The organism is Chloroflexota bacterium (assembly GCA_026706485.1).
In the GTDB taxonomy this organism is placed as follows: Bacteria; Chloroflexota; UBA11872; order UBA11872; family UBA11872; genus JAJECS01.
The window spans coordinates 264,451-288,217 of sequence record JAPOYR010000011.1 but is presented as its reverse complement, the minus strand read 5'-3'; the positions used below and the strand labels follow the sequence as shown (position 1 = coordinate 288,217).

Sequence of the window (23,767 nt, the reverse complement as noted above, 5' to 3'; positions counted from 1 at the left end):
CCATGAAGATGATGCGGCAGCTGCAGCGACAGATGGAGAAGGCGCAAGAGGAGTTGCGCGCCGCCACGCTGGAAGTCACGTCCGGCGGCGGCGCGGTGACGATCGTCATCACGGGCGACCAGCACATCGAGTCGATCGCCATCGATCCGGCGGCCATCGACCCGGACGATCCCGAACTGCTTGGGGACCTGGTGACCGCCGCGGTGAACGAGGCTATTGACCAGTCCCAGGACCTTGCCAAGCAAAAGCTGGGCGGCTTGACCGGCGGGCTCGGCATTCCCGGGCTGTAGCGCGTGCCGGACCCGATCCCACGGCCGATCACGCGCCTGATCGAAGAGTTCGGCCGGCTGCCCACCATCGGGCCGAAGACGGCGCAGCGCCTGGCCTTCTTTCTGCTGCGCGCGCCCGCGGCGCAGGTGGCGGCGCTGGGCGCCGCCGTGACCGGCCTGCGCGAGCACGTGGTCAGCTGCACGCGCTGCGGGAACTATGCCGACCAGGACCCCTGCTCGATCTGCTGCGACCCCGCGCGCGATCAGCAGCTCCTCTGCGTGGTGGAGGACCCTCTGGATCTGCTCGCCATCGAGCGCTCGGGCGGGTTCAACGGCGTGTATCACGTGCTGCACGGGGTAATCGCGCCGCTGGACGGCGTGGGGCCTGACGAGCTCAACCTCTCCGTCCTGGCCGAGCGCGTCCGGCGCGAGGGGCTGCGTGAGGTGATCGTGGCGACGAACGCCAGCATCGAAGGGGACGCCACCGCGGCCTACATCAACGGCATCCTGGAATCGGATTCGCTGGTCGTGAGTCGGCTTGCGCGGGGCCTCGCGCGCGGCGGCGACATCGAGTACGTCGACGCCGCCACCATCGCCATGGCGCTGGAGGGTCGCAGCCGCGTCGCCGACGATTGGCCCAGTGGCGTCTGAGCCGGCGGTCCGCTTGCGGTGGTTGGGTCACGCGTGCTTTCTGCTGCGCAGCCCGGCCGGCGTCCACGTCCTGATCGATCCGCTCAACGACGCCCTGGGCTATCCCGTTCCGGCGCTGCCGGACGTTGACCTGGTGCTGCTCAGCCATGAGCACGCCGATCACGCCAACGTGGAGCTGGCGCCCGGACGGCCCAAAGTCGTCCGAGGGGCGAGCGCCGACCTGTGGCATGCGGGCGAGGTTCAGCTCGGGGACGTGACGGCGACGGTAATTGCCGGCGCCTATCACGACCAGGAGCAGGGGGCCGCGCGCGGTCGAACGGCGCTGCTCTCGGTCTCAGCGGGCGGAGTCCGACTCCTGCATCTCGGGGATCTCGGGCATGTCCTGGATGCCAATCTCATCGCGCAAACCAAGAGCCACGACGTGGTCTGCGTTCCCGTCGGCGGACACTTCACGCTGGACGGCGCCGGGGCGGCTGAGGTCGTCGACCAGATCGCCCCGCGGGTCGCCATTCCCATGCACTGTCGCCCGTCGGGCCGCGAGTTCCCGTTTCCGATCGCCACGCTGGAGGACAGCGGCTTCCTGGCCGGCCGCGCCGTGCGGCGGGTGGCCTCGTCCGAGCTCGATCTCGCGCCGGACTGCCTGTCCGATGCCCTCGAAATTACGGTCCTGGCGCCGCCGGCTCTTCCAGAGCGCGCGTGAACAGGCCGGTGACGCGCTCGTCGTAGACCTCGGGTTCGACGAATTCCGCCACGACGTGGCCCGCGTCGGCCACGCGCCAGAGCTCCTTGGGCTCGCCCGCGCGCGCAAAGAGAGCCTCCGCGTCGTGGGGAGAAACCAGCGGGTCGTCGGTGCCATGCGCGAGCAGCACCGGCCGGGGACTCAGACTGCCAATCGACTCGATCACGGCCAGGTCACGCATCCGCGCCCCGGTTATGCGCTCTACGAGCCACGTCACGCTGCGCTTGAACGGCCATGGCGGCAGTCCGGTGAAGGTTCGGAAACCCCAGGCGGTGGCGCTCTCCAATGAGGCATAGGCCGCGTCGCTGGCGATGGCTCGGATTCTCGGCTCGCTCGCGGCCACGGTGATCGCCACCGCCGCACCCATGGAGTTCGCGAGAATGACGATGGGGGCGCCGTCTAGCGAAGGGTCGTTGGCCGCCAGGTCCACCACGGCCCGCAGGTCGCGCATTTCGTGCACGCCGGCGCTGCACATGCGGCCCCCGGACTCGCCGCAGGCGCGAAAGTCGAACAGCACCACCGAGTAGCCGGCGCGGTGCAGTCGACCGGCCCGCCACTCCATTTCGGTGTGGTTGGTGCCCCAGCCGTGCACGCAGATCACAGTCGCCGGAGCGTCGGCGTGCGGCGCCACCCAGACACGGACGCGCACGCCGTCCTCGGCCTGGATCGTCGTGGCCTGGAGCGGGAGGTCGGACGGCTGCCAGTCTTGCGGGCGCCAGCCGCGCGGGGGGTGGGTCAAGCGCCAGGCGGTGTGGGCGGTCACCGCGGCCCAGAGCAGCGCCACCCCGCCCAGGACGGCTGCGATCAGCGGCATCGTGCGGCGTCCACCATGGCGCCGACCTGGGCGGCCGCCCGGCTCACCGCCGCCGCGGGCGGCGCGGCGTCGAAGATGTCGATCAGCGCGCTGGCCATGATCGCCGCTTCCGCCTGTCCGCAGAGGGCCCGCACGTGCGCGGGGGTGGAGATGCCAAAGCCCACCGCCCGAGGCAGCGAGGAGGACTCCCCGACCCGCTGGAGGAAGGCTTCGAGGCCGGATTGCAGGTCTTCGCGCCGGCCGGTGACGCCCGTGAGGCTCACGCAGTAGAGGAAGCCGCTTCCGCGCTCGGCCACGCGGCAGATTCGCTCGCTCGGCGTCGTCGGCGCCAGCAGCGAAATCACGTCGAGGCCGTGGGCGGCGCAGGCCTGCGCCAGGTCCTCGTTGTCGTCCGGCAGCAGGTCGGGAACGATCAGACCGTCGACTCCGGCGCCCTGCAGGTCGCGGGCCAAATCCTCGTAGCCCCACTGCATGAACGGGTTGGCATACCCCATCAGCACCAGCGGCGCGCCGGTCGCGGCTCGAATGGCGGCGGCGGCGTCGATGCAGCCGGTGAGAGTGGCGCCTTCCGCCAGCGCCCGCTGCGTCGCGCGCTGGATGGTCGGCCCGTCGGCGATCGGGTCGCTGAACGGGACGCCAAGCTCCAGCATGTCCGCGCCCGCGTCGAGGTAGGCCCGGGCCAGCTCCACCGAGGTCGGCATGTCGGGATAGCCCAGCGCCACGTATGGGGCGATCACGAGCCGGCCGTCGCCGGCCGCGTCGCTAAACGCCGTGGAGATTCGGCTCAACCGTCAGCCCCTAGCGCGCCGACCACGGTGTCCATGTCCTTGTCGCCCCGCCCGGACAGATTGACCAGGATCGACGCGTCGGCCGGGAGCGTCGGCGCCAGCTCGATGGCGTGGGCCATGGCGTGCGCGGACTCCAGCGCGGGAATGATGCCCTCCAGGCGCGCCAGGGTCTGCAAGGCATCCAGGGCTTGTTCGTCGGTTACCGAGACGTAGGTTGCGCGACCCGTGTCCTGGAGAAAGGCATGCTCGGGCCCCACGCCCGGATAGTCCAATCCGGCGGCGATGCTGTGCGTGGGCGCGATCTGGCCGTCCTCGTCTTGCAGCAGGTAGCTGATCGCCCCGTGCAGGATGCCGGGGCTGCCGGCTTCCAGGGTGGCGGCGGTCTCCGCGGGACCCGTCCCGCCCGCTTCCACGCCCACCAGGCCGACCGGGTCGTCGACGAACGGATGAAAGATGCCAATGGCGTTGCTGCCGCCGTTGACGCAGGCGACGACCGTGTCCGGCAGGCAGCCGGTCTGCTCGAGCATCTGCGCCCGCGCCTCGATGCCGATGACTTTCTGAAACTCCCGAACGATCAGCGGGTAGGGATGGGGCCCCGTGGCTGAGCCAAAGAGATAGAACGTCGTCTCCACGTGGGTGACCCAGTCGCGCAGAGCCTCGTTGATGGCGTCTTTCAGGGTTTGACTGCCGGAGGTCACCGGCACCACCTCCGCCCCGAGCATGCGCATGCGCACCACGTTGAGCGCCTGGCGGTGGACGTCCTCTTCGCCCATGTACACCACGCATTCCAGGCCGAACATGGCGCACACCGTCGCGGTGGCCACGCCGTGCTGGCCGGCGCCGGTCTCGGCGATGACGCGCCGCTTGCCGCTGCGCACCGCCAACAGCGCCTGTCCCAGCGCGTTGTTGATCTTGTGGGCGCCGGTGTGCGCCAGATCTTCGCGCTTGAGCCAAATTTGTGCGCCGCCCAGCGCTTCTTGGAGCCGGCGCGCTTCGTAGATCGGCGTGGGCCGACCGGCGTAGTGGCGGAGCAGGCGCGCCAGCTCGGACTGAAACGCGGGGTTGTCCCGCAGGCGCATGAAGGCGCGCTCCAGCTCTTCGAGCGCGGGCACCAGGGTCTCCGGCACGTAGCGACCGCCCCACGGCCCGAAGTAGCCGGCGGCGTCGGGTGTCGAGGCGTGCGCGGCGGTCGTCATGGAGCCTCGGTCGTACGGAGTTCCGCAGGAATGCGAGACAGCAACAGGTCGCCGACGGGCACGACGTTGCGGGGATCCTGTTCGAGGATGTAGACGACCTCGATCGCGGTGGTGATACGGCCCTCGAGAATCACGATGTAGTACACGGTTGGCACCGGCGCGCCGCTGGTCGGCGCGCCCTCAGGCACGTTGGGATCGATTTCGAGGACGACAAGCGTCGTCTCGTCCGCGCCCTCGAGCACGTCCCGAAACCCGTTCAATTCCGACTCCAGGTTGGGGTAGAACTCCCTCGTCGCCTCTTCCCGGGAGTTGGCGGAGCCGCTGACGAACGTTGTGCTGAGGAACTCGTAGAACGCCTGCGCCGCCGGGACGTTGGTGTGCACGAAGATGAACTGCACTAGCTGAACGACGCGCTGTCGCTCGCTCAGCGCATCCGATTCCGGCGGGCGATTGCTGACCCGGAAAGCGAAGCTCTCCAGTCCGATTTGGGCGATCATTTCGGGCAGGAAGAACTCGGCGGAGTCTGACGATTCCTGAGCCGTCACCAGCCCTGGGTCCACGGCCGGGTTGGGGATGAGGATTGAGGTCGCCAGCGGGTTGGCGGCAATGGCTTCGGCGTCCAGCGGCGCCGCCGCGGCGGTTTCCGTTGCGGGCGGCGTGCCGGCCGGCGGGCTGGTCGATCCGGCTTGCGTCCCAGTGCCCGCCGCCTCGGTGCGTCCACCCGGCGTTGGCGACCCGTCGGCGGGCACGGATGCCGGTGAGGCCGTCGGAGTGGGCCGAGGCGCCGGTGTTGGGGTCGGCGCGGGCGTGGGCGTCGGTGTGGGCGTTGGTATGAGGCTGGTTGGGGCCGGCCGCATCTCAATCTCGGTTTGACCCTCGGCGAACACGAACTTGGCGTCGGTCAGCTCGTCCGCCGGCCGCTCGCCGTCCTCGAGCATGAAGCCCTGGGTGCACCCGCTCGCCAGCGCCCCCGCCACGAGCAGTGCCGCAGCAAGCCGCCGCATGTCTAGGCGGCGATTTCCAGCGCCGCGAAGGCTTCGCGCGCGCGCTGAACGAATGCTTCGATCTTGTCCGGATCCTTGGCGCGATCGGTCTCGACGCCGCTGGCGACGTCCACGCCCAACGGCCGGGCGGCGGCGATGGCCGTCGCCACGTTGTCCGGCGTCAGGCCTCCGGCAAGAAGCACAGGATGCTTCCGGCCCAGGGATCGTGCCGAGGCGTAGTCCCACGACTCGCCCGTACCTCCGGCTCGCGTGTCGTGGGCGGTGTCGAAGTGGAAGAGCTTCACGTCAAAGTCGGCCACGATGGCCTCGTCGCGCGGCAGCCGCAGGGTCTTGACCGCACGCGATCCCAGCGCGGCGCAATAGTCCGGGTCTTCACTGCCGCCAAGCTGGATTCGGTCTAGCTGGCACGCGTCGGCGATCTCCTCGACCTCCGCCAACGGTGCATCGACGAATACGCCCACGCGCTCAGGCCCGGCCGGCGCTGCGTCGAAGATGCGCCGCGCCTCCGCCACGGTCCGCCGGCGCCAGGAGGGAGCGAAAATCACGCCCAACATGTCGGCCCCCGCGGCCGCCGCGGCGGCCGCGTCGTCGGGTTGCAGCAGCGCGCAAATCTTGACCAGCACGGCTTATGCCGCCGCTCCGGCAGCCACCAGCTCCCGGAGCTGGCGGCTCGCGTCGGGCGCCGTCACGATCGACTCGCCGACGAGTACGGCGCTCACGCCGCTGTCGGCCAGCCGCCGCACGTCGGCCGGGGTTCGCACGCCGCTCTCGCTCACGATGGTGATGTCGTCCGGAATCATGGCGCAAAGGCGCTCGGTGACGGCGAGATCAGTCTTGAACGAACGCAAGTCCCGATTGTTGATGCCCACGATGCGGGCGCCGGCAACCAGGGCCTGCTCCACTTCCTCTTCCACGTGCGCCTCGACCAGCGCTTCCATCCCAAGCTCATGCACCAGCGCCAGGTCTTCGTCCAAGTCCTGCTCGGGCGTCAGGCCGACGATGAGGAGCACGGCGTCGGCGTTGGCCGCTGCCGACTCGTAGATCTGGTACGCGTCGACGATGAACTCCTTGCGGATCACCGGCAGCTCGCAGGCGTCGCGGGCCTGCTCGAGGTCGCGCAGCGATCCGCGAAAGTACGCCTGGTCGGTGAGCACCGAGATGGCGGCTGCCCCGCTGTCCGCGTATTTCACGGCCTGGGCCGCCGGGTCCAAGTCCTCCGCGAACACTCCGGCCGTCGGCGACGCGCGCTTGATCTCGGCGATCACGACGACCGCGTCGACGTCCAGGGCATGCCACAGCGAGCGTCGTGGGCGCGGAGTCTCGCCGCGGCGCCGCATTTCGGCAAATGGCAAGTCCGAGGCCGCTTGCGCAACCTCGCGGCGCTTGTGCTCGACGATCTCGTCCAGAATCGTCATCTAGCTGCCGGACGCGCTGTTCGTGATGGCGATCATGCGTTCCAGGCTCGCCGCCGCCGCGCCGCCGTCGATGGCGGCGGACGCGCGTTCCACGCCGTCGCGCCACGAATCGGCAACCCCGGCGGCCAGCAACACGCCGGCCGCGTTGGCGACCGCCAGGTCGCGACGCGGCCCGCGGTCGGCGCCGTCGAGGATGCCGCGGATGGTTACGGCGTTTTCGTCGGGCGTGCCGCCGGCCACGCTTGCCGCTTCACCGGCCGCCAAGCCCAGATCCTCGGCGCCGACGGTGTACGACGTAACTGTGCCATCGCGTAGTTCGGTCACCTGGGTGGGGCCATCGAGCGTGATTTCGTCCATGCCCCCATGGCCGGCGACTACCAGCACGCGGACGGCGCCCATTTTCTGCAGCGCGTCCGCCATAGTCGCCGCCAACGCGGGACTGGCCGTGCCCAGGAGCTGTCGTCGCACGCCGGCGGGATTCGTCAATGGGCCCAGCACGTTGAACATCGTGCGGATGCCGATCTCGCGGCGCAGCGGCGCCGCGAACTTCATGCTGGGGTGAAAGGCCTGGGCGAACATGAACCCGATCCCGGCTTCGCGCACGCATTGGGCCACAACCGCCGGAGGAACCGCCAGCTGCACGCCGAGGGCTTCGAATGCGTCGGCGCTGCCGCTCTTGCGAGTGAACGACCGGTTGCCATGCTTGGCGACTTTCGCCCCCGCGCCGGCGGCAACCAGCGCGGCGGTGGTCGTCACGTTGAACCAGCTGACCCCGCGGCCGCCGGTGCCGCAGGCGTCCACGGCGGCCAGGTCGCCCAGGTCCACCCGCGTGGCATGGGTTCGCATGCTCTCCAAGAAGCCGGCGATCTCATCCGCCGACTCGCCCTTGAGGCGCAAGGCCGTGACCAGTGCGCCGAACTGGGCGGGTGTGACCTGTCCGGTGAGGATGGATTCCATTACCTCGCGCGCCGTGTCGCGCGCCAGCGAACGCCCCTCGACCACGGTCTGAATCGCGCCGACGATCATGAGAGTGTCCGCATGCCGGCCAGCTTGACGAAGTTTCGGAGCAAGTCGGGCCCCACCGTCGTGAGAATCGACTCCGGGTGAAACTGCACGCCGAATATCGGGTGGGTCTGATGCCGCACGCCCATGATAGTCCCATCCGGAGTGCGAGCCGTAACTTGCAGCACGTCCGGCAGGCTCGCCGCCTCGATGATGAGCGAGTGGTAGCGGGTGGCGGTGAACGGGTCCGGCAAGCCCTCGAACAGCTCGTCGCCGTGGTGATGGATGGGCGAGGTCTTGCCGTGCATCAGCTCCGGCGCCCGCACGATGCGTCCCCCAAACGCCGCTCCGACCGACTGGTGGCCCAGGCACACCCCGAGCGTGGGGATGCGCGGCCCCAGGGTGGCGATGAGGTCCACCGAAATGCCGGCCTCGTCCGGCGTGCAGGGGCCCGGAGAGACCACGATCGCCTCGGGGGCTTTCGCCTCGATGTCGGCCACCGTCAGCGCGTCGTTGCGGTGGACCTCGATGTCGTCCGTGATCACGCTGAGGAACTGCACCAGGTTGTAGGTGAACGAGTCGTAGTTATCGAGTACGAGCAGCATGGCCAGCCTCCTCGGCGATCTCGATCGCCCGCAGCAACGCCCGCGCCTTGTTGAGGCACTCGTGGTACTCGAGCTCCGGCACGGAGTCCGCCACGATTCCGGCGCCGGCCTGCACATGCGCCATGCCATCGCGGACGACCATGGTTCGAATGGTGATGGCCGTGTCCAGGTCTCCCGAGTAGCTCACGTATCCCACGGCGCCGCCGTAGGGACCGCGCCGCAGGTTCTCCAACTCGGCAATGATCTCCATGGCCCGGATCTTGGGCGCGCCGGAGAGCGTTCCGGCCGGGAAACAGGCGCGCAATGCGTCCAGTCCCGTGCGTCCGGGTTCGAGCGTGCCGGTCACGTCGCTCACGATGTGCATGACGTGCGAGTAGCGCTCGATGCTCATGAAGTTGTCGACATCAACCGAGCCCGCCTCTGACACGCGCCCGACGTCGTTGCGGCCCAAGTCGACAAGCATCACGTGCTCGGCGCGCTCCTTCGGGTCCGCGATGAGCTCGCGCGCCAACTCCGCGTCGGCCTCCGGATCCTCGCCTCGGGGTCGAGTTCCCGCGATGGGACGTGTGCGCACCTGGCCGTCCTCGTAGCGCACCATCATCTCGGGCGACGCCCCCGCGAGCTGCATGTCGCCGAAGTCCAGGTAGAACATGTACGGCGACGGGTTGATGCGCCGCAGGGCGCGGTAGACCTCGATGGGGTCCACGCTGAGCTTTCGGCTGAGGCGCAGCGACGGCACCGTCTGGATGATGTCCCCCGCGGAGATGTATTCCTTCGCCCGCTCGACGGCCCGCATGAACTCGCCCTTGGACATGCTCAGGTCGACGCGGCCGTTGACCGGCGACGCGGCGCTCAACGGCGGGATCGGCGTGGGGCCGGCGATGCGTTCGGCCAGCTCTGCAAGCCGGTCCCGCGCCGCGGCATACCCAGCAGTTGGGTCGGGATGCGGACGCGCGACCGTGACCAGCCGCATCACGTCGCGGACGTGATCGAAGATCACCAGCTCCTCGCACAGCATGAACATGCCGTCGGGCACGCCCAGCGGGTCGGTTGCAGGTATGGGCAGGCGCTCGAAGTTGGCCGCGGCGTCGTAGGCCAGGTAGCCGACCGCGCCGCCTTGAAAGCGGGGCAACTCTGGATTGGGCGTGACATCGGCCGCGTGCAACAACTGCGCCACCAGGTCGAGCGGATCGGTGTAGGTCTCGGTGCGCGCCTTGCCGCCGGCGTCGATGAAGGTCGCCTCGCCGTCGCGGAAGCTGAGGCTCCGCGCCGGCCGCGCGCCGACGAACGAGTAGCGCGCCACCTGCTCGCCGCCTTCCACGCTTTCGAGGAGGAAGGCGGGGTCGCCGGTTCGCAGCTTGAGGAACACCGAGACCGGTGTGTCCAGGTCGCCGGGGATTTCGTCGAAGATTGGGACCGCGCGGCCGTGGGCGAGCTGGTCGAGGGCCCACGCGCGCTGATCCGTGCGCGCGTCCACCAGTTGTGTCATGCCCATCCGACCCCTCCTTTCGGCCCCGACGCAGGGCACAAAAAAACCTCTCGCCTGAGGGGCGAGAGGCTCGTGCCTTCGCGGTGCCACCCTGCTTCGGGCGCGCAAGGCGCCCCTTCTTCCAGATACGGAGCTTGCGCTCGATATCCTGCCCTGTGCTAACGGAGGGCCTCCGGCGGAGCCTACTTGGGCGTTGCCCGTTGGGTCCGCGGCTCGTGGGGCCATTCGCCGTCGTCGCCGCGACCGGACTTGCAGCGCGAGGTCCGGCTCTCTAACGCGGCTTCTGACGGGTACTCGTCCCAGTCACAGCCTTTCCAGCAATCGCGAGCCTACGGCGGGCCATTGGCGCGTGTCAATGCCTTTTTCCGCAATTTGCCCGGCGCGGCGGGGCGCTTAGGACGCCGCGCGCTCCTGCGCGTTTGACAGGGTATCGAGCACGCCGAACAGGTCGTCGAGATAGGCATCCGTGGTCGAGAGCCCCATGTGCCCCACGCGGAACACCTCTCCGGCGAGCTCCGCGATACCGCTGCCGAGTTGAATGTTGGCTCGGTCACGCACAGCCGCCACGACGTCGTCCGCCGCGAGGCCCGGCGGCGGGCGCAGGGCCGTGACCGTGGGCGAGGCCCACTCGTCCGCCGCCAGCGGCTCATAGCCGGCGGCGCGCGCCCGCGCGCGCACCCGGGCGGCAATCTCCCGATAGCGCCGATAGCGCCGTTCGAGTCCATCGGCAAGGATGCGGTCGGTGGCGACGGTGAGCGCGGCGATGACGTTGACCGGCATCGTGGCCGGCTGGGGATGGAACTCCGCCATCTCGGCGGCGTAGCGGCGCCAGACGCGCAGGTCGCTGTAAAGCCCGTGATTCGCGGCACCGCTCGAGTCCAGGAAGTCCCAGGCTTGCGCATTCACGATCACGGGCGCCGCGCCCGGCGGCGATTCCAGGGCCTTCTGCGAGGCGGTGCAGCAGATGCTGACGTCCCAGGCGTCCACGGCTAGGCGCGCCGCGCCGAAGGTGGACACCGCGTCGACGATGAGGAAGCGGCCCGCATCCGCCACCACGCCGCCGAGAGATTCCAGGTCGTTGAGCACGCCGGTCGCCGTCTCGCCATGGGTCAATCCCACGACCCTGGCTTCCGGGTGCGCCTGCATGAATGCCGCCAGCTCATCCGGCCTCACGGGTCTGCCGCGTTCGGTGCGCAAGACGTGGGTGGTGATGCCATAGCCGTCCGCGACCTCGCACATGCGACCGGAGAAGAAGCCGTTGTCCACAACGATCAATTGGCCGCCCGTGGGCACCGCCGTCCCGATGGCGGCGTCGATGCCCACGATGCCGGTGCCGGCGAGCACGAACGCGTCGCCCTCGCTCTCGCCAATGGCCAGAAGGTTCTCCCGCACGTGCCGGTAGGCCGCCACCCAGGCGTCACCGTAGTGCGGAACTACCTGTTCGGACAGTGCTTCCAGCACCTCTGGCTCGAGGTCGATCGGACCTGGGATCATCAGCCGCGGGCGGCTCATGCCGAAGCCGCCAAGGCGTAAGCAGTCAATACGGCGCGGAGGTGTACCGGGCGCCTCCGCGCCCGCGGATCGCTCGGTGGGTTGTTCATTTGGCCTGACGCATGCGTGCCGTGAAGCATAGCCGCTCGGCGGCGGAGTCAGCGTGCTATACACGCACAAAGCAGGTTCTTGGGCAGATTCATGAAGGCCACGCGACCGTCGAATCGCGTCTACGACGAGCTGGGCGTGCCGCTGGTGATCCACGCCGGTGGACCCACGACGAACTACGGCGGTTCGCTGATGCGGCCGGAGACTATCGCGGCGATGGCCGAGGCGGGACGGGCGTTCGTTTCGGTGGAGACGCTCAACCGCCGCATCGGCGCATACATTGCCGAGGTCACCGAGGCCGAGGCCGGCATGGTGGTGGCCGGGGCCGCCGCCGGGATGGTGCTCTCGCTGGCCGCGTGCATGACGGGCACGGACCTGGCGGCCATCCGACGCCTGCCGGACACGACCGGTCTCAAGGACGAGATGGTCATCCAGAAGATCCATCGCGGTCCCTACAGCCACATGTACGGCTTCACCGGCGCGCGGATCGTAGAGGTGGGCAACGTGTCGTCGTGCCTGCCCGAGGAGCTGGATGCCGCGCTCAGCGACCGCACGGCCGCGGTGGCGTTCCTGTTCGCGCCGGGGAATCCGCGCGGCGGATTGACGCTCCCTCAGGTGGCCGAGATTGCCCACGCGCGCGGCGTTCCGGTGATCGTGGATGCGGCCATGACGGTGCCGCCGCGCGAAAACCTGACGCGTTTCATCCGCGACGGCGCCGACTTGGTCACCATGAGCGGCGGCAAAGTGATCCGCGGCCCGCAGGCCACCGGGCTGCTCTACGGCCGCGCGGATCTCATCGAGGCGGCGCACCTGAACAGCAGCCCCAACCACGCCATTGGCCGACCGTCCAAGGTGGCCAAGGAGGAGATGGTGGGCCTATACGCGGCGCTGCGCAGCTACATGGACTCGGACGAGGACGAGATGCTGCGGGAGATGCGCGACCTGGTCGAGATCATCGTCGACGACGTGGGCGAGATCGACGGCGTGCGCGCGACGGTGGAGTTCGACGACGACCGCTTCTTCGTGCCGACGGCGGTGGTCGGATTCGAGCCCGACTGGACCGGAGCCGACGCCCAGGTGGTCGGCGACGCGCTGCTGGCCGGTGAGCCGGCCATCTACGTTCGCGTCGACCCGGCGCGGAATCAGCTCGAGGCCTACTCCGCCAACCTCCAGCCCGGCGAGCCGGAGATCATCGGGAGTCGGCTGCGTGAGGTTCTGCTGGAGACCGGCCAATAACCGCCTGAATTCCGGCTCAAATCGGCAACGACGAGCAACTAGACCGCTCGGGGCGGGTGCACGCCGTGCCGCCGCCAATCTGGAGATTCGGAGTTTTTTGGCGTGTTCGGGGTTTAACTTCGGATTAGAACTAATCTCTCAACGATTCCGGCCGCGCGCTCACACGCCGCATGGTCGATGCGTCGCGAACGGAAAGTCCTGGAGTTGTCGCCATTCGTGACCGGCAGGGCGATTCACGCGGGCGAAGAGGCTCATGCCGCTTGCCTCGACGCGTGCCGGCAAGCTGAGGTCTCGGGCCGCTTGCATTCCGCGGGCGTGGCTCAATTCGTCCGCACCCTGGTAAAGCGTCAGGTGAAACCGAAAGCCTTCGACGGGCTCAGGGCGATCGGGGAGATACACGCTGGTCGAAATGGGACCGATTCCGCACATCAGCCTTCGATGCAGGCGATCCAGCTCGGGCGACCGCTTTACGGATACGACGAGGATTCGCCGGTCATGCGCATCCCAGAGCGTCAGGTCGCCAAACTCCACCGCGAATGGCGTCGTGTCCGCGGCGGCGGCGGACGTGATCTCGATTACCTCTGCCAGGTCGGTTGGATCGGCAAAGGTTCCTTTCACGGTGACATGGGGAGGCGTGGTCGAGGCGGGGAGGCCCGGTTGCTCGCGTACCTTGGCGACTTCCTGGCGAACGTTCTCCGGCATCACGATGGCGACGCCGTAGCCCGTGTATCCGAACCTGTCAGGGCGAGGAGACCGTCCAGGCAAATGACACTCCGGAACGTGGTGAGCCGACCCGACTAGCGACGCGATGCCCATTCTGCCCGGTGGCCCAGGCTGCTCGCAGCCTGGGAATGTCAACCGCGACCGGTCCCGCGCTGCACGCAGCGCGGGCCACCGGGGACCCTCTCACGCTCACTCTCCGGATCGTGGATCGGTTGTGACGGACAGCTCGTCGATGACCACCATGGTCTGCCGCTGCATCTCGGCGATCGTCTCGTCGGAGAGGCTCGTCGTGTCGAAATGGAGGGTCTCGCCGGAGACCGTGAGCGACTCGAACGGCGAATGCAGCATCGCGTGCATGTCCGCCAGGCGGTCGTGGTCGAAGTGGCTCGGGTGCCGCTCGCCGCGCTCGGCGCGCGACCGGTAGCGCTCGAAGAGCACGTCGGGATCGCCCGTGAGCACGACCTGGACGGTCAGGAAGTCGGCGTCGCGCTCCAGCGCACGGAGGCGGGCGTTGTCGTAAGCCGGGATTAGTGGTGATTCGATGATGACCGAGGTTCCAGAGACCAATAGCTCGCGAGCCACGCTGAACATCACGTCGATAGCCGCAGCCCCGAGCCGCTTGGATTCCTGGTAGTCGATGGCGCCGAGCCGGTCGAACAGCAGTTCCTTGAATTCATCCTTGACGACCAGCGGCCAGCGCAACTCGCGGGACAACGCCCGCGCGAGGGTTGTTTTCGCCGACGCCGCGTAGCCGTTGACGATCAGCAGCACCGGCAACCGGGAATGCCTTGACGCGGGTTTCATTGGCGGCTGCCTTGCTCGACCGGTTGGCAGGAGGGTGGCATCCCGGAAACGGCGACGCCAAGCCGCTTGCAACGCTCCGTCTGGTTCGATAAACTAGTTTGTGTTACAAACTTTATCCCGGGATACGACCCGGCAGGACAGGGAGGCAGGCGATGCAAGGATCAGATCCGGACACGGCGGCTCTCACGCCCGACGAAAGTTGGAGCGCCGTCCACGCGACCTTGGATCGCGCCCGGAATTCCATGTATGTCGCCGGCACGGCGACGATCTTGCTTCTCTGGGGCGCCATCGTCGCCGTGGGTGCATTCGCGCAGTACGCCATCGCGACGCTGGCGTCCGAATTCGCGGCCGGAACCCCGTGGTATCCCGGACCGCTTTGGGGCGTGCTGGCGGCGGCTGGAATGGTGGGCAGCGCCCTCATCGGGCACCGCGCGGGCCGAGAGATCGCGGTCGGCGACGGCGCTCGGAGCGCTGGCATTCGGGTATTCCTGTTCTGGCTCGCAGTGATGGTCGCGGCGTTTCTGGTGCCGGCGGCAGCGGGACTGTGGACGGCGGACGACGCCGGGGCAGCCATTCCGCGAGTCGCCGTCGGCATCGCGGCGCTGGGGCTCGTGTTGTTCGGCATCATGCACCGCCCCGCGATCGCGGCGGTCGGCGTGGGATTCGCGGCGGCGTACTACCTGCCCAGCTATCTCGCGGGTGACGCGGCGCTGTTGGTTACGGGAGCGGCGATGCTGGCCGTGGTGGCGCTGGGGTTTGCCTGGGTCCGCAAGAGCGGCGTCCTTTGACCGACGCAGCGATCGTCCTCAACGAGACGATCCACCAGGCGACGCGACTGCGAATCATGACGCTGCTGGTCGGCCAGCCGGAGACGGACCGGCTCGCGTACGGATTCATCCAGCGGACCCTCGGCCTCACCGGCGGCAACTTGACCATCCATCTGCGCAAGCTCGAAGACGCGGACTACCTCGTCCTCACGAAGGAGTTCGTCGGAGCCAAGCCGCGAACGTGGGTGCAGGCGACGCAGGCGGGCCGCCGTGCCTTCGCTGAATACCTAGCCAATCTGGAGCGGGCGCTGAACGGGCAGCTGCATCGCTAGCCCTGTGGCACAAGTTCACAGGCGGTCGCAGACGGTGATGCATGCGGTCCACGCTCAGCCGTCCTCGAACAGGGACGCGATGAACGCCGTCGCTTCGGCGTGGGCTTCGGGCGACGCCGCGGCGGGATCGCGCAGGTGCGCGCTGGTGGCCCCATCCGGCCAGAGTCCACCGACCGGCGCCGTGGCCATCAGGCAGAGCCGCTCGTAAAGGTCGAACTTCGCGCGCCGGTCGTTCTCGGATAGGGCCTGCTGGAACAGCGTCAGAAACGCGGAATCGTGGTCGCGTAGGTAACGCACGGCGGCCTTCTCGCCCTGCCAGGGCAGCCCGCGGGTCGCGAAGTAGCCCGAAATGACGTCGCTGAGCCCGTATTGCAGTCGCACGTCGAGCGCCGCGGCGACGCCGGGGTCGTCGGACGCGAGCATGCGGCGGTTGTGCTGCCGGTCGTAGTTGATCTTGTTCCACGCGCGGTAGGCCGCGCCCGGCGCCGCGCCTGGAGCCAGCTCGCACCGGCGAATCTGGATCTGCGCCCTCGCGAGCGACCCGTCGCGGTCAAACAGGATCTCGGCGCGCTCTAGGTGCGAGGCGATCATTCCCACCCATGTGCCGGCATCCAGCGCGGACTCGGCGGTGGCGATTTCCGCGATCTCGCGCGTCGTGGCGAACATCAGGTCGCCCATGCGGCCATCGACCTGAGTCACGCCGGAGCGCAGGTAGGCGTGGGCCTCGTCGACCACGATCAGCAGGTCGATGTCGCTTACCGGCGTCAGCGTTTGGTCCCGACCCGACCCGCATAAGGCGACGCCCTGCGCTGCCGAACGAGCCGCCAGCCGCCGCACCACGTCAGCCAGCGTCGAGTCGCCGGCCGGAGATGGCACGGCGCGATAGTCCAGGGCCGACGACGGTCGGCTCACGTCGGGCTCTGAGCGCCGCGCATGCATCCTAGAATTGACCCCGCTTCTCCCGCTCACGACCTATGGCAACCACGCCCCGCACCGGCGTCCCCGCCGGCTTCCGGCTCGAAGCGCCCTATGCACCCGCGGGCGACCAGCCCAAGGCCGTGGCGCAGCTCGTGGACGGCCTTGACACCGGTTACCGCTGCCAGACGCTGCTGGGCGTGACCGGGTCGGGCAAGACCTTCACCATCGCCAACGTTATCAACGACGCGCAGCGGCCGGCGCTGGTGCTGGCGCACAACAAGACGCTGGCCGCCCAGTTGACCACCGAGCTGTCCGAGTTTTTTCCGCACAACGCGGTCGAATACTTCGTCAGCTACTACGACTACTACCAGCCCGAGGCGTATGTGCCGCGAACCGACACGTACATCGAGAAAGAGACCGACATCAACTGGGAGATCGACAAGCTGCGGCTCTCGGCCACGCGGTCGCTCTTCGAGCGGCGCGACGTGATCATCGTCGCCACGGTCTCGTGTATCTACGGCATCGGCTCGCCCGAGGACTACGGCCAGGTGAGCCTGGCGCTCACGGTGGGCGAGAGGTACGACCGGCAACGGTTTCTGCGGCGGCTCGTGGGCATGCAGTACCAGCGCAATGACGCCGGCTTCCAGCGCGGGCGCTTCCGCGTGCGCGGCGACGTGGTGGAGATCCACCCGGCGTACGACGACTTCGTGCTGCGCTGCGAGTTCTTCGACGAGGAGCTGGAGCGCATCGCCAAAATCGAGCCGCTGACGGGCGAGATCCTCGAGGAGCTGGAGTCGGTCACCATCTACCCGGCGCGGTTCTACGTCACGCCGGCTGAGCGACTCAACGGAGCCCTCAGCGCCATCGAGGACGAGCTCGGCGAGTACGCGGTCCAGCTGGACGAGCGCGGCAAGGTACTGGAGGCGGCCCGGCTGCGCCAGCGCACCAACTTCGACCTGGAGATGCTGCGCGAGACGGGCATGTGCTTTGGCATCGAGAACTACAGCCGCCACCTGAGCGGCCGGCGTCCCGGCCAGCCGCCCTGGGTGCTGCTGGACTACCTCCCCGACGACTTCGTGCTGGTGGTCGACGAGTCGCACGTCACGCTGCCGCAGGTGCGCGGCATGCTGGCCGGCGACCGCAGCCGCAAACAATCGCTGGTCGACTACGGCTTTCGGATGCCGTCGGCGTTCGACAACCGCCCGCTGGCCTTCGAGGAGTTCGAGACTTACATGCGGTCGGCCGTGTTCATGTCGGCCACGCCCGGTCCCTATGAATACGAGCACAGCGAGCAGGTCGTGGAGCAGATCGTACGGCCCACCGGCCTGGTCGATCCGGCCATCGAGGTGCGGCCCACCGAGGGGCAGATCGACGACCTGATCGGCGAGATCAACAAGCGGGTGCGGGTCGGCGAGCGCGTGCTCTGCACCACGCTCACCAAGCGCATGGCCGAAGACCTGGCCGAGTACCTGGCGGAGATCGGCATCAAGGTGCACTACCTGCACTCGGAGATCGACACGCTGGACCGGGTCACGATTCTCAGCGAGCTGCGGCGCGGGGTTTACGACGTGGTGGTGGGGATCAACCTGCTGCGCGAGGGGCTCGATCTGCCGGAGGTGTCGTTGGTCGCGATTCTCGACGCCGACAAAGAGGGATTCCTGCGTGCCGATACGTCGCTCATCCAGACCATCGGCCGCGCCGCGCGGCATCTGAACGGGCGCGTGATCATGTACGCGGACATTGTGACCGCGAGCATGCAGCGGGCCATCGACGAAACCTATCGCCGTCGCAGCTTGCAGGTTCAATACAACGCCGAGCACGGCATCACGCCGCAGTCGGTGATCAAGGGGCTGCGCGACCTCACCGACCGGGTGGAGGCCGAGGCGCTGCCGCGGGCCGCCGAGGAAGCGCCGGCCTATGAGCTCGGCTTCCGCCGCGTCGACGCCATGAGCCGGGCGGAGCTGGCCGCGCACATCAAGCAGCTCGAAGCCAAGATGCGCCTGGCCGCCGAGGCGCTCGAGTTCGAGAAGGCCGCCCAGTTCCGCGACCGCATCCGCGAGCTTCGCGAGGACCTGGAAGCGGCGAAGGCGTAGTTCCCATGTCCGCGAGCCTTGCTCAGAGATGCACGTATGACGGAATGCCGGCTCCGGTGTTAGTCGTGACCGTCTCCGTTCGTGGTGAGCCAGTCGAACCACGTCCTTCGACAAGCTCAGGACGAACGGATTTGTGGCCGCCACCGGCGTGCGTGGACCGCAGGAATGGATCCGGCAACACGGACGGCGGGAGGCACGCCTAGTCCCAATGCCAGCGTTTGACTTCCCCCACTCCCCCATCCCCGCCGCCAACGTGGCGTCGGTGCCCCAGCGCAGCCCATTGCGCTATCCCGGCGGCAAGACCTGGCTGGTGCCGCACATCCGCGCCTGGCTCGGGGGACTAGACCCCAAGCCCAGACTGCTGATCGAGCCGTTCGGCGGCGGGGCCATCGTCTCGCTAACGGCGGTGATGGAGGGCCTGGTCGAACGCTGTCTGGTGGCCGAGCTTGATCCTGACGTGGCGGCCTTCTGGAAGGCTGCCCTGTATCACGGTCCCGAGCTGTGCGAGCGGATTCAAGCATTCGAGCCCACGCGCGAGGCCGTGGAAGCGCTGGCGCGGACCCAGCCGGACGAGCCGTTGGAGCGCGGCCTCCGCACGCTGGTGCTCAACCGCACCCGCCGCGGCGGCATCCTGGCGCCTGGCGCGTCGCTCAGCCGTGCCGGCGAGAGCGGTAAGGGGCTGGCGTCTCGCTGGTACCCGGACACCATCGTGACCCGCCTACAGCGGATCAGCGCGCACGCGGACCGGATCGACTTTCGCGAAACCGACGGCATGCGGTTGCTCGAAGAGTTTGCCGGGATGCCGGGCTCGGTGGTCTTCGCCGATCCGCCCTACTCGGCCGGCGGCAAACGCGCGGGCCGTCGGCTCTATACGCACTTCGAGATCGACCATCCGCGGCTGTTCCGGTTGCTGTCCGACGCCGCGCCCGAGTTCATGCTCACCTACGACCACGCACCCGAAATCGCGGACCTGGTCCGCCGCCACGGCTTCCACGCGGTCCAGGTGACGATGAAGAACACGCACCATGACCGGATTGGGGAGTTAGTGATTACGCGGGGGCCGCTGAGCTTCGCTGGGGATTCCACGCACCCTGCCCCGCGGGCACGTCGACGGGCGGTGTGCCTGACTCCGGCGCCTTAGACTCCTCGCCTGCGCTCGGAGTGACAGGTTGGGCGGTGCGGGCACGCAGCGTGGGCCACCGGCCCTAGCCGCCAATCGCTCAGTTCTGCGAGAAGTGCGTGGCGACGACGTGGTCGAGCAGGTCGTTGGTGCAGTCGCGGCAGAAGACGATGCGGGAGCGATGCTCCTGGCGGGCGAGCTCGAGGATGTCCTCGGGGCGCGGCGCGGCGCGCATGACGCAGACGTTGGTGCAGACGCGGTGGCCTTGTACCAGGTCCACCGCCTGCGCGCGGTCCGGGCCGGGCAGGTCGAGCACCTGGCCGAAGCGGCGCGTGGCGAGCCGGCGCACGGCCATGCGTCGATCGTCATGCTCGGGAATGCGCCGGAGGCGGTGCACGGAGAGCACCGCGGCCAGGTCGGCCTCGGTGGCCGCGAGGACGTGCGGATCGCTGGTGCCGCCGGCGTTGCGTTCCGGGGCGTCCAGCAGATCCGCGTGCACGATGGCCACGTCATAGTGGGGTCCGACCTGCTGCCAGGGCTCGTCGCGCAGGACGTTGATGAACTTTGGCGCGTAGATTTGGCCCGTCGCTTTGTCGAGGCTCTGGTCGACGTACCAGCGCGTGCTCCAATAGGGGGATCCGCGCGGGATGCCGGGAATCACCCAGGTGCCGAATGGACGCAGCTCGCCGCGATTGAGGCTCAGGCCGGCGCGCTGGCCGAGCACCAGCATCACCTCTTGAATGTGCGCCACGGTGGAGACGACGGTTTCGGCCTCCCACGGTGCGACGCCGTCGGTCCATTGGAACGAGATGGACTTCATGGTCGAGCCTGGCGCGTCCCATCCGTTTCCGGTGATGCCTGGCGGCCATGGTAGGACTTCGGTGGGGTTGGGAATGTGCAAACGCTCGATTCCGGCTCGGTATCAGGTAGGGGGCAGGCTCTCCGCCGGAATAACCGCAGGGCGTCCCCTCACCCCGGCCCTCTCTCCACGGGAGAGGGAGCCGGAGCCGGACTGACCTCGGGGCGTCGCCTCACCCTGGCTCTCTCCCCAAGGAGACCTTTGCAAGCTCCAGCCAAGAGTGAGGATGACCGGGCAATCGTATCCGGCCCCAGGTCCCTTCAAGGGTGGATTCCCGCCTTCGCGGGAATGACGAAGGACTGCGCCAAGGCCTCCTTCCGTGGGAATGACGAAGATCTCCGCCAGGGTCTCCTTCCGCGGGAATGACGAAGGATTACGCGGGGGTCTCTCAAGGGAGAGGGATTCGGAGCCGGAATGACGGCGGGAGCCGCCTGGGGCCAATTGCTACGCTCGCCGCATGGAGTTGAACGGCGACGGCGCGGCGGCGCCGAGCACTTCCGATCGCGTCTCGGTGGTCGAGCTCGGCGCGGAGACGCGGGTGGCGGTCTTTGCCCGCCACGAAGGCGCGTACCGGCTGCTCACGGTGGCCGGGGCGCCCAGCACGCTGGACGCGCCGCACTTCGATCTCACGCCGAGCTACGAGCGGGCCGTGGCGGAAGCCGAGTCGCTGGCCGGGGCCTATTTCGCCATTCCCGAGTCGTCGGCGCGACCGCACGGAGAGCCGCGCACGCCGCCCATCGCCGCGGCCGTGGGTCGAGGGTTGGCTCCGGGTCCGTCCTGTTTCGTGGTGAGCAACCTGGTCACGCGCGATCTCGACGCGCTCGAAGCGGCGCTGACCGAGCGCGAGTTCGTCGTCATCGGTCGCGCCACCACCGCGGCGCGAGAGTTTCGAGATCGAATTGACGGTCCGGCGTCCGTCGACGTCATCACCACGCAGCGTCCCAGCGTCGTCGTCGTGGCGCTGACGGAGGATCGCGACGGACAGGGCCTGGCCTACATGGCCGATCTGCTGATCGGAGGGCTGGCGGGCCGCGAGTCCAGCTATGTGCCCGTGATCGCCATCCTCTATGGGGGCGAGCTCGATGACCGGGCGCTCACCAGCCTCGGGCAGGCGTTTCCGGTCCACGCGGTGTCGGTGCAGGGCGGCGGCGTGGACGATCCGCTCGACATGACCGAACCGAACGCGCTGCTCGATGACGTGCAACAGACGGTGAAGGCGCGCCGCTTCGCCGGACGCACCGTGCCGGCGGAGGTTGCCGACGCCCCAGCGCATGCGACCGCCGTCGCATTGGGCGAAGCCGTGCGGGAGCTGGCGACGCAGCAGTCCCTGGAGGTGGCCGCGGTGTCGCTGGACGACGACCAGGTGTCGATCGTCGGCTTCCAGGCCGGATCGGGGGTAAGCGTCGGGCTGGGCCAAGGGCACGATCTGGCGCGTCCCTATCACATCGCGCTGCAGACGCCGATCGAGCGCGTGGCGCAGTGGGCGCCCGAGGAGCCGATTCCGCAGGCGCTGCGATTCACGGCCTTGAACCGGTCGGCGCACCCGGCGGCGGTGGCGGCGACCCCAGCCGAGTTGCAGCTGTCCCATGCCGTGTTCACGGCCGCGGCGCGCCAGGCGTTGCGCGCCTCCGAGGACGGCCGGAGTCCGCTCGACCACGAGGCGCTCGATGTGATCGTCCTCACGGGTCGCGCGGCGCGAGACGCCGGTCGGTCGGTGCAGGCCGCGCTGCTGCTGGTGAACATCCTGGAACCCGTGGGCGTATCGCAGCTGGCGATCGATCCAACGTCGAGTCTGGCCATGCAGGGCGCGCTAGCCCACACCGGGGCTCGCGTGGCGTTCGACTCGACCCTGGTTCCGCTCGGCGTCTGCGTGGCGCCTCGAGGTCGCGCGAAAGCCGGCGAGCCGGCTGTGCTGGTGGACGTGCGCCCGAGTTCGGGGGCCCGCATCGAACGCGAGGTCAGCGCGGGCGCGCTTGACGTGATTCAGTGGGACGCGCGCGTGCCGGCGGAAGTTCGCATCTGGCCGCAGCCGCGCTTCGACGTGGGCTTGGGCAACGGACGCCCGGCGCGGCTGAAAGCCAACGTGGGAGCGGGCCTGGTGGGACTCATCGTCGATGCACGCGGGCGGCCGTTGGTATGGCCGGACGAGCCGGACGAGCGCCAGGCGCGCCTGCAGCAGTGGTTGCGCTCGATGGACGCCTTTCCCCCCACCGCGACGGCGGTCGCCTCGGCGAGGCCGCATGGAGGCTGAGCGCGTCCGGCGCGCCATTCGGCGGACCGTGCGGAGCGGTGCGCTCCGGCGCCGGCACGTTCTCCCGAGCTCGGGCCGAATCCTCGTCCACGAGGGTGACGACGTGGTGATGGGCCAAGTCTGGGGCCGCGGTCGCATGCGCACCGGGGTGACGGTGGTCGATCTGCCCCGGCTGCTGAACGCGCAGCTGGATGAAGTGCCGGGCTTGCTCAAGGTGAGCCGCGCCGAAATCGTTGAAGAGGACACCTTGCTGGCCGAGTCGATGGGCCGGATGGGCATCGCTCGGGAGTGGCGGGCGCCGTCCCGGGGCATGATCGCCAGCGTGAGTCCGCGCACCGGGGTGGCCGTGTTCGTGCGCGAGGTGCGCGAGGTGGCCTTGCATTGCCGCCTGGCCGGGACCGTCGTCAGCGTCACGCCGGGCGAGTCGATCGTGATCGAAGGGCAGGGGCTGGCCATTGCGGGGGCGCTGGGGGCGGGTGGTCGCGCCGTCGGACCGCTTCGCGTCATCGAGTCCGGCGATCGGCCCGAGGAGCTGGCCGAAATCGGCGAGATTCTCGTCACGCCCGACCCGCTCCGCACCGAGTGGATGCAGCGCGCCGTCGAGGCCCGCGTGTCCGCGGTCATCGCCCCGTCGGCCGACGATGCGACGCTCTCCGAGTTGGCGCTGGCCCCAACGATTGTTGGGCTTCCGTTGCCGTCTTCAGCGCCCCTTACGCCGCCCGTGCCGACGCTGCTGACCGAGGGCTTTGGCCACACCCGCATGCCGCGCGCGCTGCAGCGCCTGTTCCGCGCCAGCGCCGACGAGGTGGTGTCGGTGGTTGGCAGCCGGCAGCCCGGCGAGTCCGAGGTGCTGCTGCCCCCTGGGCCGTCCGAGGCCCTGGCCGAGGAGCTGAGGGCCGATGGATTGCCGGTGCGCATCGTGGCCGGACCGGATGCCGGCGAAGAAGGAGTGATGGTGGGTCCGGCGCCGGACGAGGCGCGCGCGCCGTCCGGGTCGCCGGCTATCTGCGTGCGGGTGCAGCGAGCGCAGGGAGGCACGGTGACGGTGCCCGCGGCCAACTGCGAGGCGATCGCGTAGCCCGCAAGACCCGCG

The 23,767-nt window shown here is 68.9% G+C and carries 24 protein-coding genes; 10 read left to right on the top strand and 14 right to left on the bottom strand.

Features of this window, described 5'->3' with window-relative positions:
• Positions 1-2: 2 nt before the first annotated feature.
• The 3 genes from OXG79_10810 to OXG79_10800 are packed head-to-tail and all read left to right on the top strand — an operon-like array spanning position 3 to position 1,620.
• On the top strand, positions 3-290 hold the full coding sequence (locus OXG79_10810; GenBank protein MCY3784266.1) for a YbaB/EbfC family nucleoid-associated protein: 288 nt from the start codon (positions 3-5) through the stop codon (positions 288-290).
• 3 nt (positions 291-293) lie between these two features.
• Positions 294-920, top strand: a complete 627-nt coding sequence (gene recR / locus OXG79_10805; GenBank protein MCY3784265.1) for a recombination mediator RecR — start codon at positions 294-296, stop codon at positions 918-920.
• On the top strand, positions 910-1,620 hold the full coding sequence (locus OXG79_10800) for an MBL fold metallo-hydrolase (protein ID MCY3784264.1): 711 nt from the start codon (positions 910-912) through the stop codon (positions 1,618-1,620). Before recR ends, OXG79_10800 begins: the two co-directional genes overlap by 11 nt.
• On the opposite strand, the gene OXG79_10795 is transcribed toward OXG79_10800, so the two are convergent.
• The 10 genes from OXG79_10795 to OXG79_10750 form a co-directional block, all read right to left on the bottom strand.
• Positions 1,580-2,473 (bottom strand): alpha/beta fold hydrolase, encoded by an 894-nt coding sequence (locus OXG79_10795; GenBank protein MCY3784263.1) that lies wholly within the window; start codon positions 2,471-2,473, stop codon positions 1,580-1,582. The two genes, OXG79_10800 and OXG79_10795, sit on opposite strands and share 41 nt — an antisense overlap.
• Positions 2,464-3,261: a tryptophan synthase subunit alpha gene (gene trpA, locus OXG79_10790; protein MCY3784262.1), complete on the bottom strand. Its 798-nt coding sequence runs from the start codon at positions 3,259-3,261 to the stop codon at positions 2,464-2,466. The genes OXG79_10795 and trpA overlap by 10 nt, the downstream gene beginning before the upstream one ends.
• Positions 3,258-4,457 (bottom strand): tryptophan synthase subunit beta, encoded by a 1,200-nt coding sequence (gene trpB / locus OXG79_10785; protein ID MCY3784261.1) that lies wholly within the window; start codon positions 4,455-4,457, stop codon positions 3,258-3,260. Before trpB ends, trpA begins: the two co-directional genes overlap by 4 nt.
• Complete coding sequence (locus OXG79_10780) at positions 4,454-5,461, bottom strand: hypothetical protein (protein ID MCY3784260.1); 1,008 nt, start codon at positions 5,459-5,461, stop codon at positions 4,454-4,456. Before OXG79_10780 ends, trpB begins: the two co-directional genes overlap by 4 nt.
• Positions 5,462-5,463: 2 nt before the next feature.
• On the bottom strand, positions 5,464-6,084 hold the full coding sequence (locus OXG79_10775) for a phosphoribosylanthranilate isomerase (protein ID MCY3784259.1): 621 nt from the start codon (positions 6,082-6,084) through the stop codon (positions 5,464-5,466).
• Positions 6,085-6,087: 3 nt separating this feature from the next.
• Positions 6,088-6,876, bottom strand: coding sequence for an indole-3-glycerol phosphate synthase TrpC (gene trpC, locus OXG79_10770; protein MCY3784258.1), 789 nt, complete (start codon positions 6,874-6,876; stop codon positions 6,088-6,090).
• Complete coding sequence (gene trpD, locus OXG79_10765; GenBank protein MCY3784257.1) at positions 6,877-7,902, bottom strand: anthranilate phosphoribosyltransferase; 1,026 nt, start codon at positions 7,900-7,902, stop codon at positions 6,877-6,879.
• Positions 7,899-8,489, bottom strand: coding sequence for an aminodeoxychorismate/anthranilate synthase component II (locus OXG79_10760; protein MCY3784256.1), 591 nt, complete (start codon positions 8,487-8,489; stop codon positions 7,899-7,901). The genes trpD and OXG79_10760 overlap by 4 nt, the downstream gene beginning before the upstream one ends.
• Entirely contained in the window at positions 8,464-9,978 is a 1,515-nt protein-coding gene (trpE, locus tag OXG79_10755) for an anthranilate synthase component I (protein ID MCY3784255.1), read from the bottom strand. The genes OXG79_10760 and trpE overlap by 26 nt, the downstream gene beginning before the upstream one ends.
• Positions 9,979-10,365: 387 nt before the next feature.
• Positions 10,366-11,484, bottom strand: a complete 1,119-nt coding sequence (locus OXG79_10750; protein ID MCY3784254.1) for an aminotransferase class V-fold PLP-dependent enzyme — start codon at positions 11,482-11,484, stop codon at positions 10,366-10,368.
• A gap of 180 nt (positions 11,485-11,664) precedes the next feature.
• Here OXG79_10750 and OXG79_10745 point away from each other — a divergent pair, with 180 nt between their 5' ends.
• Positions 11,665-12,807: an aminotransferase class V-fold PLP-dependent enzyme gene (locus OXG79_10745; protein MCY3784253.1), complete on the top strand. Its 1,143-nt coding sequence runs from the start codon at positions 11,665-11,667 to the stop codon at positions 12,805-12,807.
• A 159-nt stretch (positions 12,808-12,966) separates the two neighbouring features.
• Here the strand turns inward: OXG79_10745 and OXG79_10740 are convergent, their stop codons facing one another.
• Entirely contained in the window at positions 12,967-13,509 is a 543-nt protein-coding gene (locus OXG79_10740) for a 2'-5' RNA ligase family protein (protein ID MCY3784252.1), read from the bottom strand.
• A 210-nt stretch (positions 13,510-13,719) separates the two neighbouring features.
• Complete coding sequence (locus tag OXG79_10735) at positions 13,720-14,301, bottom strand: ATP-binding protein (protein MCY3784251.1); 582 nt, start codon at positions 14,299-14,301, stop codon at positions 13,720-13,722.
• Between the two features lie 185 nt (positions 14,302-14,486).
• Between OXG79_10735 and OXG79_10730 the strand changes: the two genes are divergently transcribed.
• Both OXG79_10730 and OXG79_10725 read left to right on the top strand, forming a co-directional pair.
• Complete coding sequence (locus OXG79_10730; protein ID MCY3784250.1) at positions 14,487-15,122, top strand: hypothetical protein; 636 nt, start codon at positions 14,487-14,489, stop codon at positions 15,120-15,122.
• On the top strand, positions 15,119-15,433 hold the full coding sequence (locus tag OXG79_10725; GenBank protein ID MCY3784249.1) for a transcriptional regulator: 315 nt from the start codon (positions 15,119-15,121) through the stop codon (positions 15,431-15,433). Before OXG79_10730 ends, OXG79_10725 begins: the two co-directional genes overlap by 4 nt.
• A gap of 54 nt (positions 15,434-15,487) precedes the next feature.
• Here OXG79_10725 and OXG79_10720 read toward each other — a convergent pair whose 3' ends face one another.
• Complete coding sequence (locus OXG79_10720; protein MCY3784248.1) at positions 15,488-16,345, bottom strand: hypothetical protein; 858 nt, start codon at positions 16,343-16,345, stop codon at positions 15,488-15,490.
• Between the two features lie 62 nt (positions 16,346-16,407).
• Between OXG79_10720 and uvrB the strand changes: the two genes are divergently transcribed.
• The gene (uvrB, locus tag OXG79_10715) at positions 16,408-18,444 is read left to right on the top strand and encodes an excinuclease ABC subunit UvrB (protein MCY3784247.1); all 2,037 of its coding nucleotides are present in this window, start codon (positions 16,408-16,410) and stop codon (positions 18,442-18,444) included.
• Positions 18,445-18,652: 208 nt separating this feature from the next.
• Complete coding sequence (locus OXG79_10710; GenBank protein ID MCY3784246.1) at positions 18,653-19,585, top strand: DNA adenine methylase; 933 nt, start codon at positions 18,653-18,655, stop codon at positions 19,583-19,585.
• Positions 19,586-19,664: 79 nt separating this feature from the next.
• Here the strand turns inward: OXG79_10710 and OXG79_10705 are convergent, their stop codons facing one another.
• Entirely contained in the window at positions 19,665-20,384 is a 720-nt protein-coding gene (locus OXG79_10705; protein MCY3784245.1) for a hypothetical protein, read from the bottom strand.
• Positions 20,385-20,880: 496 nt separating this feature from the next.
• On the opposite strand from OXG79_10705, the gene OXG79_10700 reads away from it, so the two are divergent.
• On the top strand, positions 20,881-22,674 hold the full coding sequence (locus tag OXG79_10700) for a hypothetical protein (protein ID MCY3784244.1): 1,794 nt from the start codon (positions 20,881-20,883) through the stop codon (positions 22,672-22,674).
• A complete protein-coding gene (locus OXG79_10695; protein MCY3784243.1) occupies positions 22,664-23,752 on the top strand; it encodes a hypothetical protein in 1,089 nt (362 codons plus the stop codon). The genes OXG79_10700 and OXG79_10695 overlap by 11 nt, the downstream gene beginning before the upstream one ends.
• The last annotated feature ends 15 nt before the right edge of the window (positions 23,753-23,767 follow it).

What these genes read in the sequence shown, in the direction of transcription:
- OXG79_10695 (MCY3784243.1), top strand. Translation starts at nt 22,664, where the DNA reads ATGGAGGCTGAGCGCGTCCGGCGCGCCATTCGGCGGACCGTGCGGAGC.
- OXG79_10710 (MCY3784246.1), top strand. Translation starts at nt 18,653, where the DNA reads ATGCCAGCGTTTGACTTCCCCCACTCCCCCATCCCCGCCGCCAACGTG.
- OXG79_10745 (MCY3784253.1), top strand. Translation starts at nt 11,665, where the DNA reads ATGAAGGCCACGCGACCGTCGAATCGCGTCTACGACGAGCTGGGCGTG.
- OXG79_10730 (MCY3784250.1), top strand. Translation starts at nt 14,487, where the DNA reads ATGCAAGGATCAGATCCGGACACGGCGGCTCTCACGCCCGACGAAAGT.
- OXG79_10795 (MCY3784263.1), bottom strand. Translation starts at nt 2,473, where the DNA reads ATGCCGCTGATCGCAGCCGTCCTGGGCGGGGTGGCGCTGCTCTGGGCC.
- OXG79_10810 (MCY3784266.1), top strand. Translation starts at nt 3, where the DNA reads ATGAAGATGATGCGGCAGCTGCAGCGACAGATGGAGAAGGCGCAAGAG.
- OXG79_10705 (MCY3784245.1), bottom strand. Translation starts at nt 20,384, where the DNA reads ATGAAGTCCATCTCGTTCCAATGGACCGACGGCGTCGCACCGTGGGAG.
- OXG79_10780 (MCY3784260.1), bottom strand. Translation starts at nt 5,461, where the DNA reads ATGCGGCGGCTTGCTGCGGCACTGCTCGTGGCGGGGGCGCTGGCGAGC.
- OXG79_10740 (MCY3784252.1), bottom strand. Translation starts at nt 13,509, where the DNA reads ATGCCGGAGAACGTTCGCCAGGAAGTCGCCAAGGTACGCGAGCAACCG.
- trpC (MCY3784258.1), bottom strand. Translation starts at nt 6,876, where the DNA reads ATGACGATTCTGGACGAGATCGTCGAGCACAAGCGCCGCGAGGTTGCG.
- OXG79_10750 (MCY3784254.1), bottom strand. Translation starts at nt 11,484, where the DNA reads ATGAGCCGCCCGCGGCTGATGATCCCAGGTCCGATCGACCTCGAGCCA.
- uvrB (MCY3784247.1), top strand. Translation starts at nt 16,408, where the DNA reads ATGGCAACCACGCCCCGCACCGGCGTCCCCGCCGGCTTCCGGCTCGAA.
- trpB (MCY3784261.1), bottom strand. Translation starts at nt 4,457, where the DNA reads ATGACGACCGCCGCGCACGCCTCGACACCCGACGCCGCCGGCTACTTC.
- trpE (MCY3784255.1), bottom strand. Translation starts at nt 9,978, where the DNA reads ATGGGCATGACACAACTGGTGGACGCGCGCACGGATCAGCGCGCGTGG.
- OXG79_10700 (MCY3784244.1), top strand. Translation starts at nt 20,881, where the DNA reads ATGGAGTTGAACGGCGACGGCGCGGCGGCGCCGAGCACTTCCGATCGC.
- trpD (MCY3784257.1), bottom strand. Translation starts at nt 7,902, where the DNA reads ATGATCGTCGGCGCGATTCAGACCGTGGTCGAGGGGCGTTCGCTGGCG.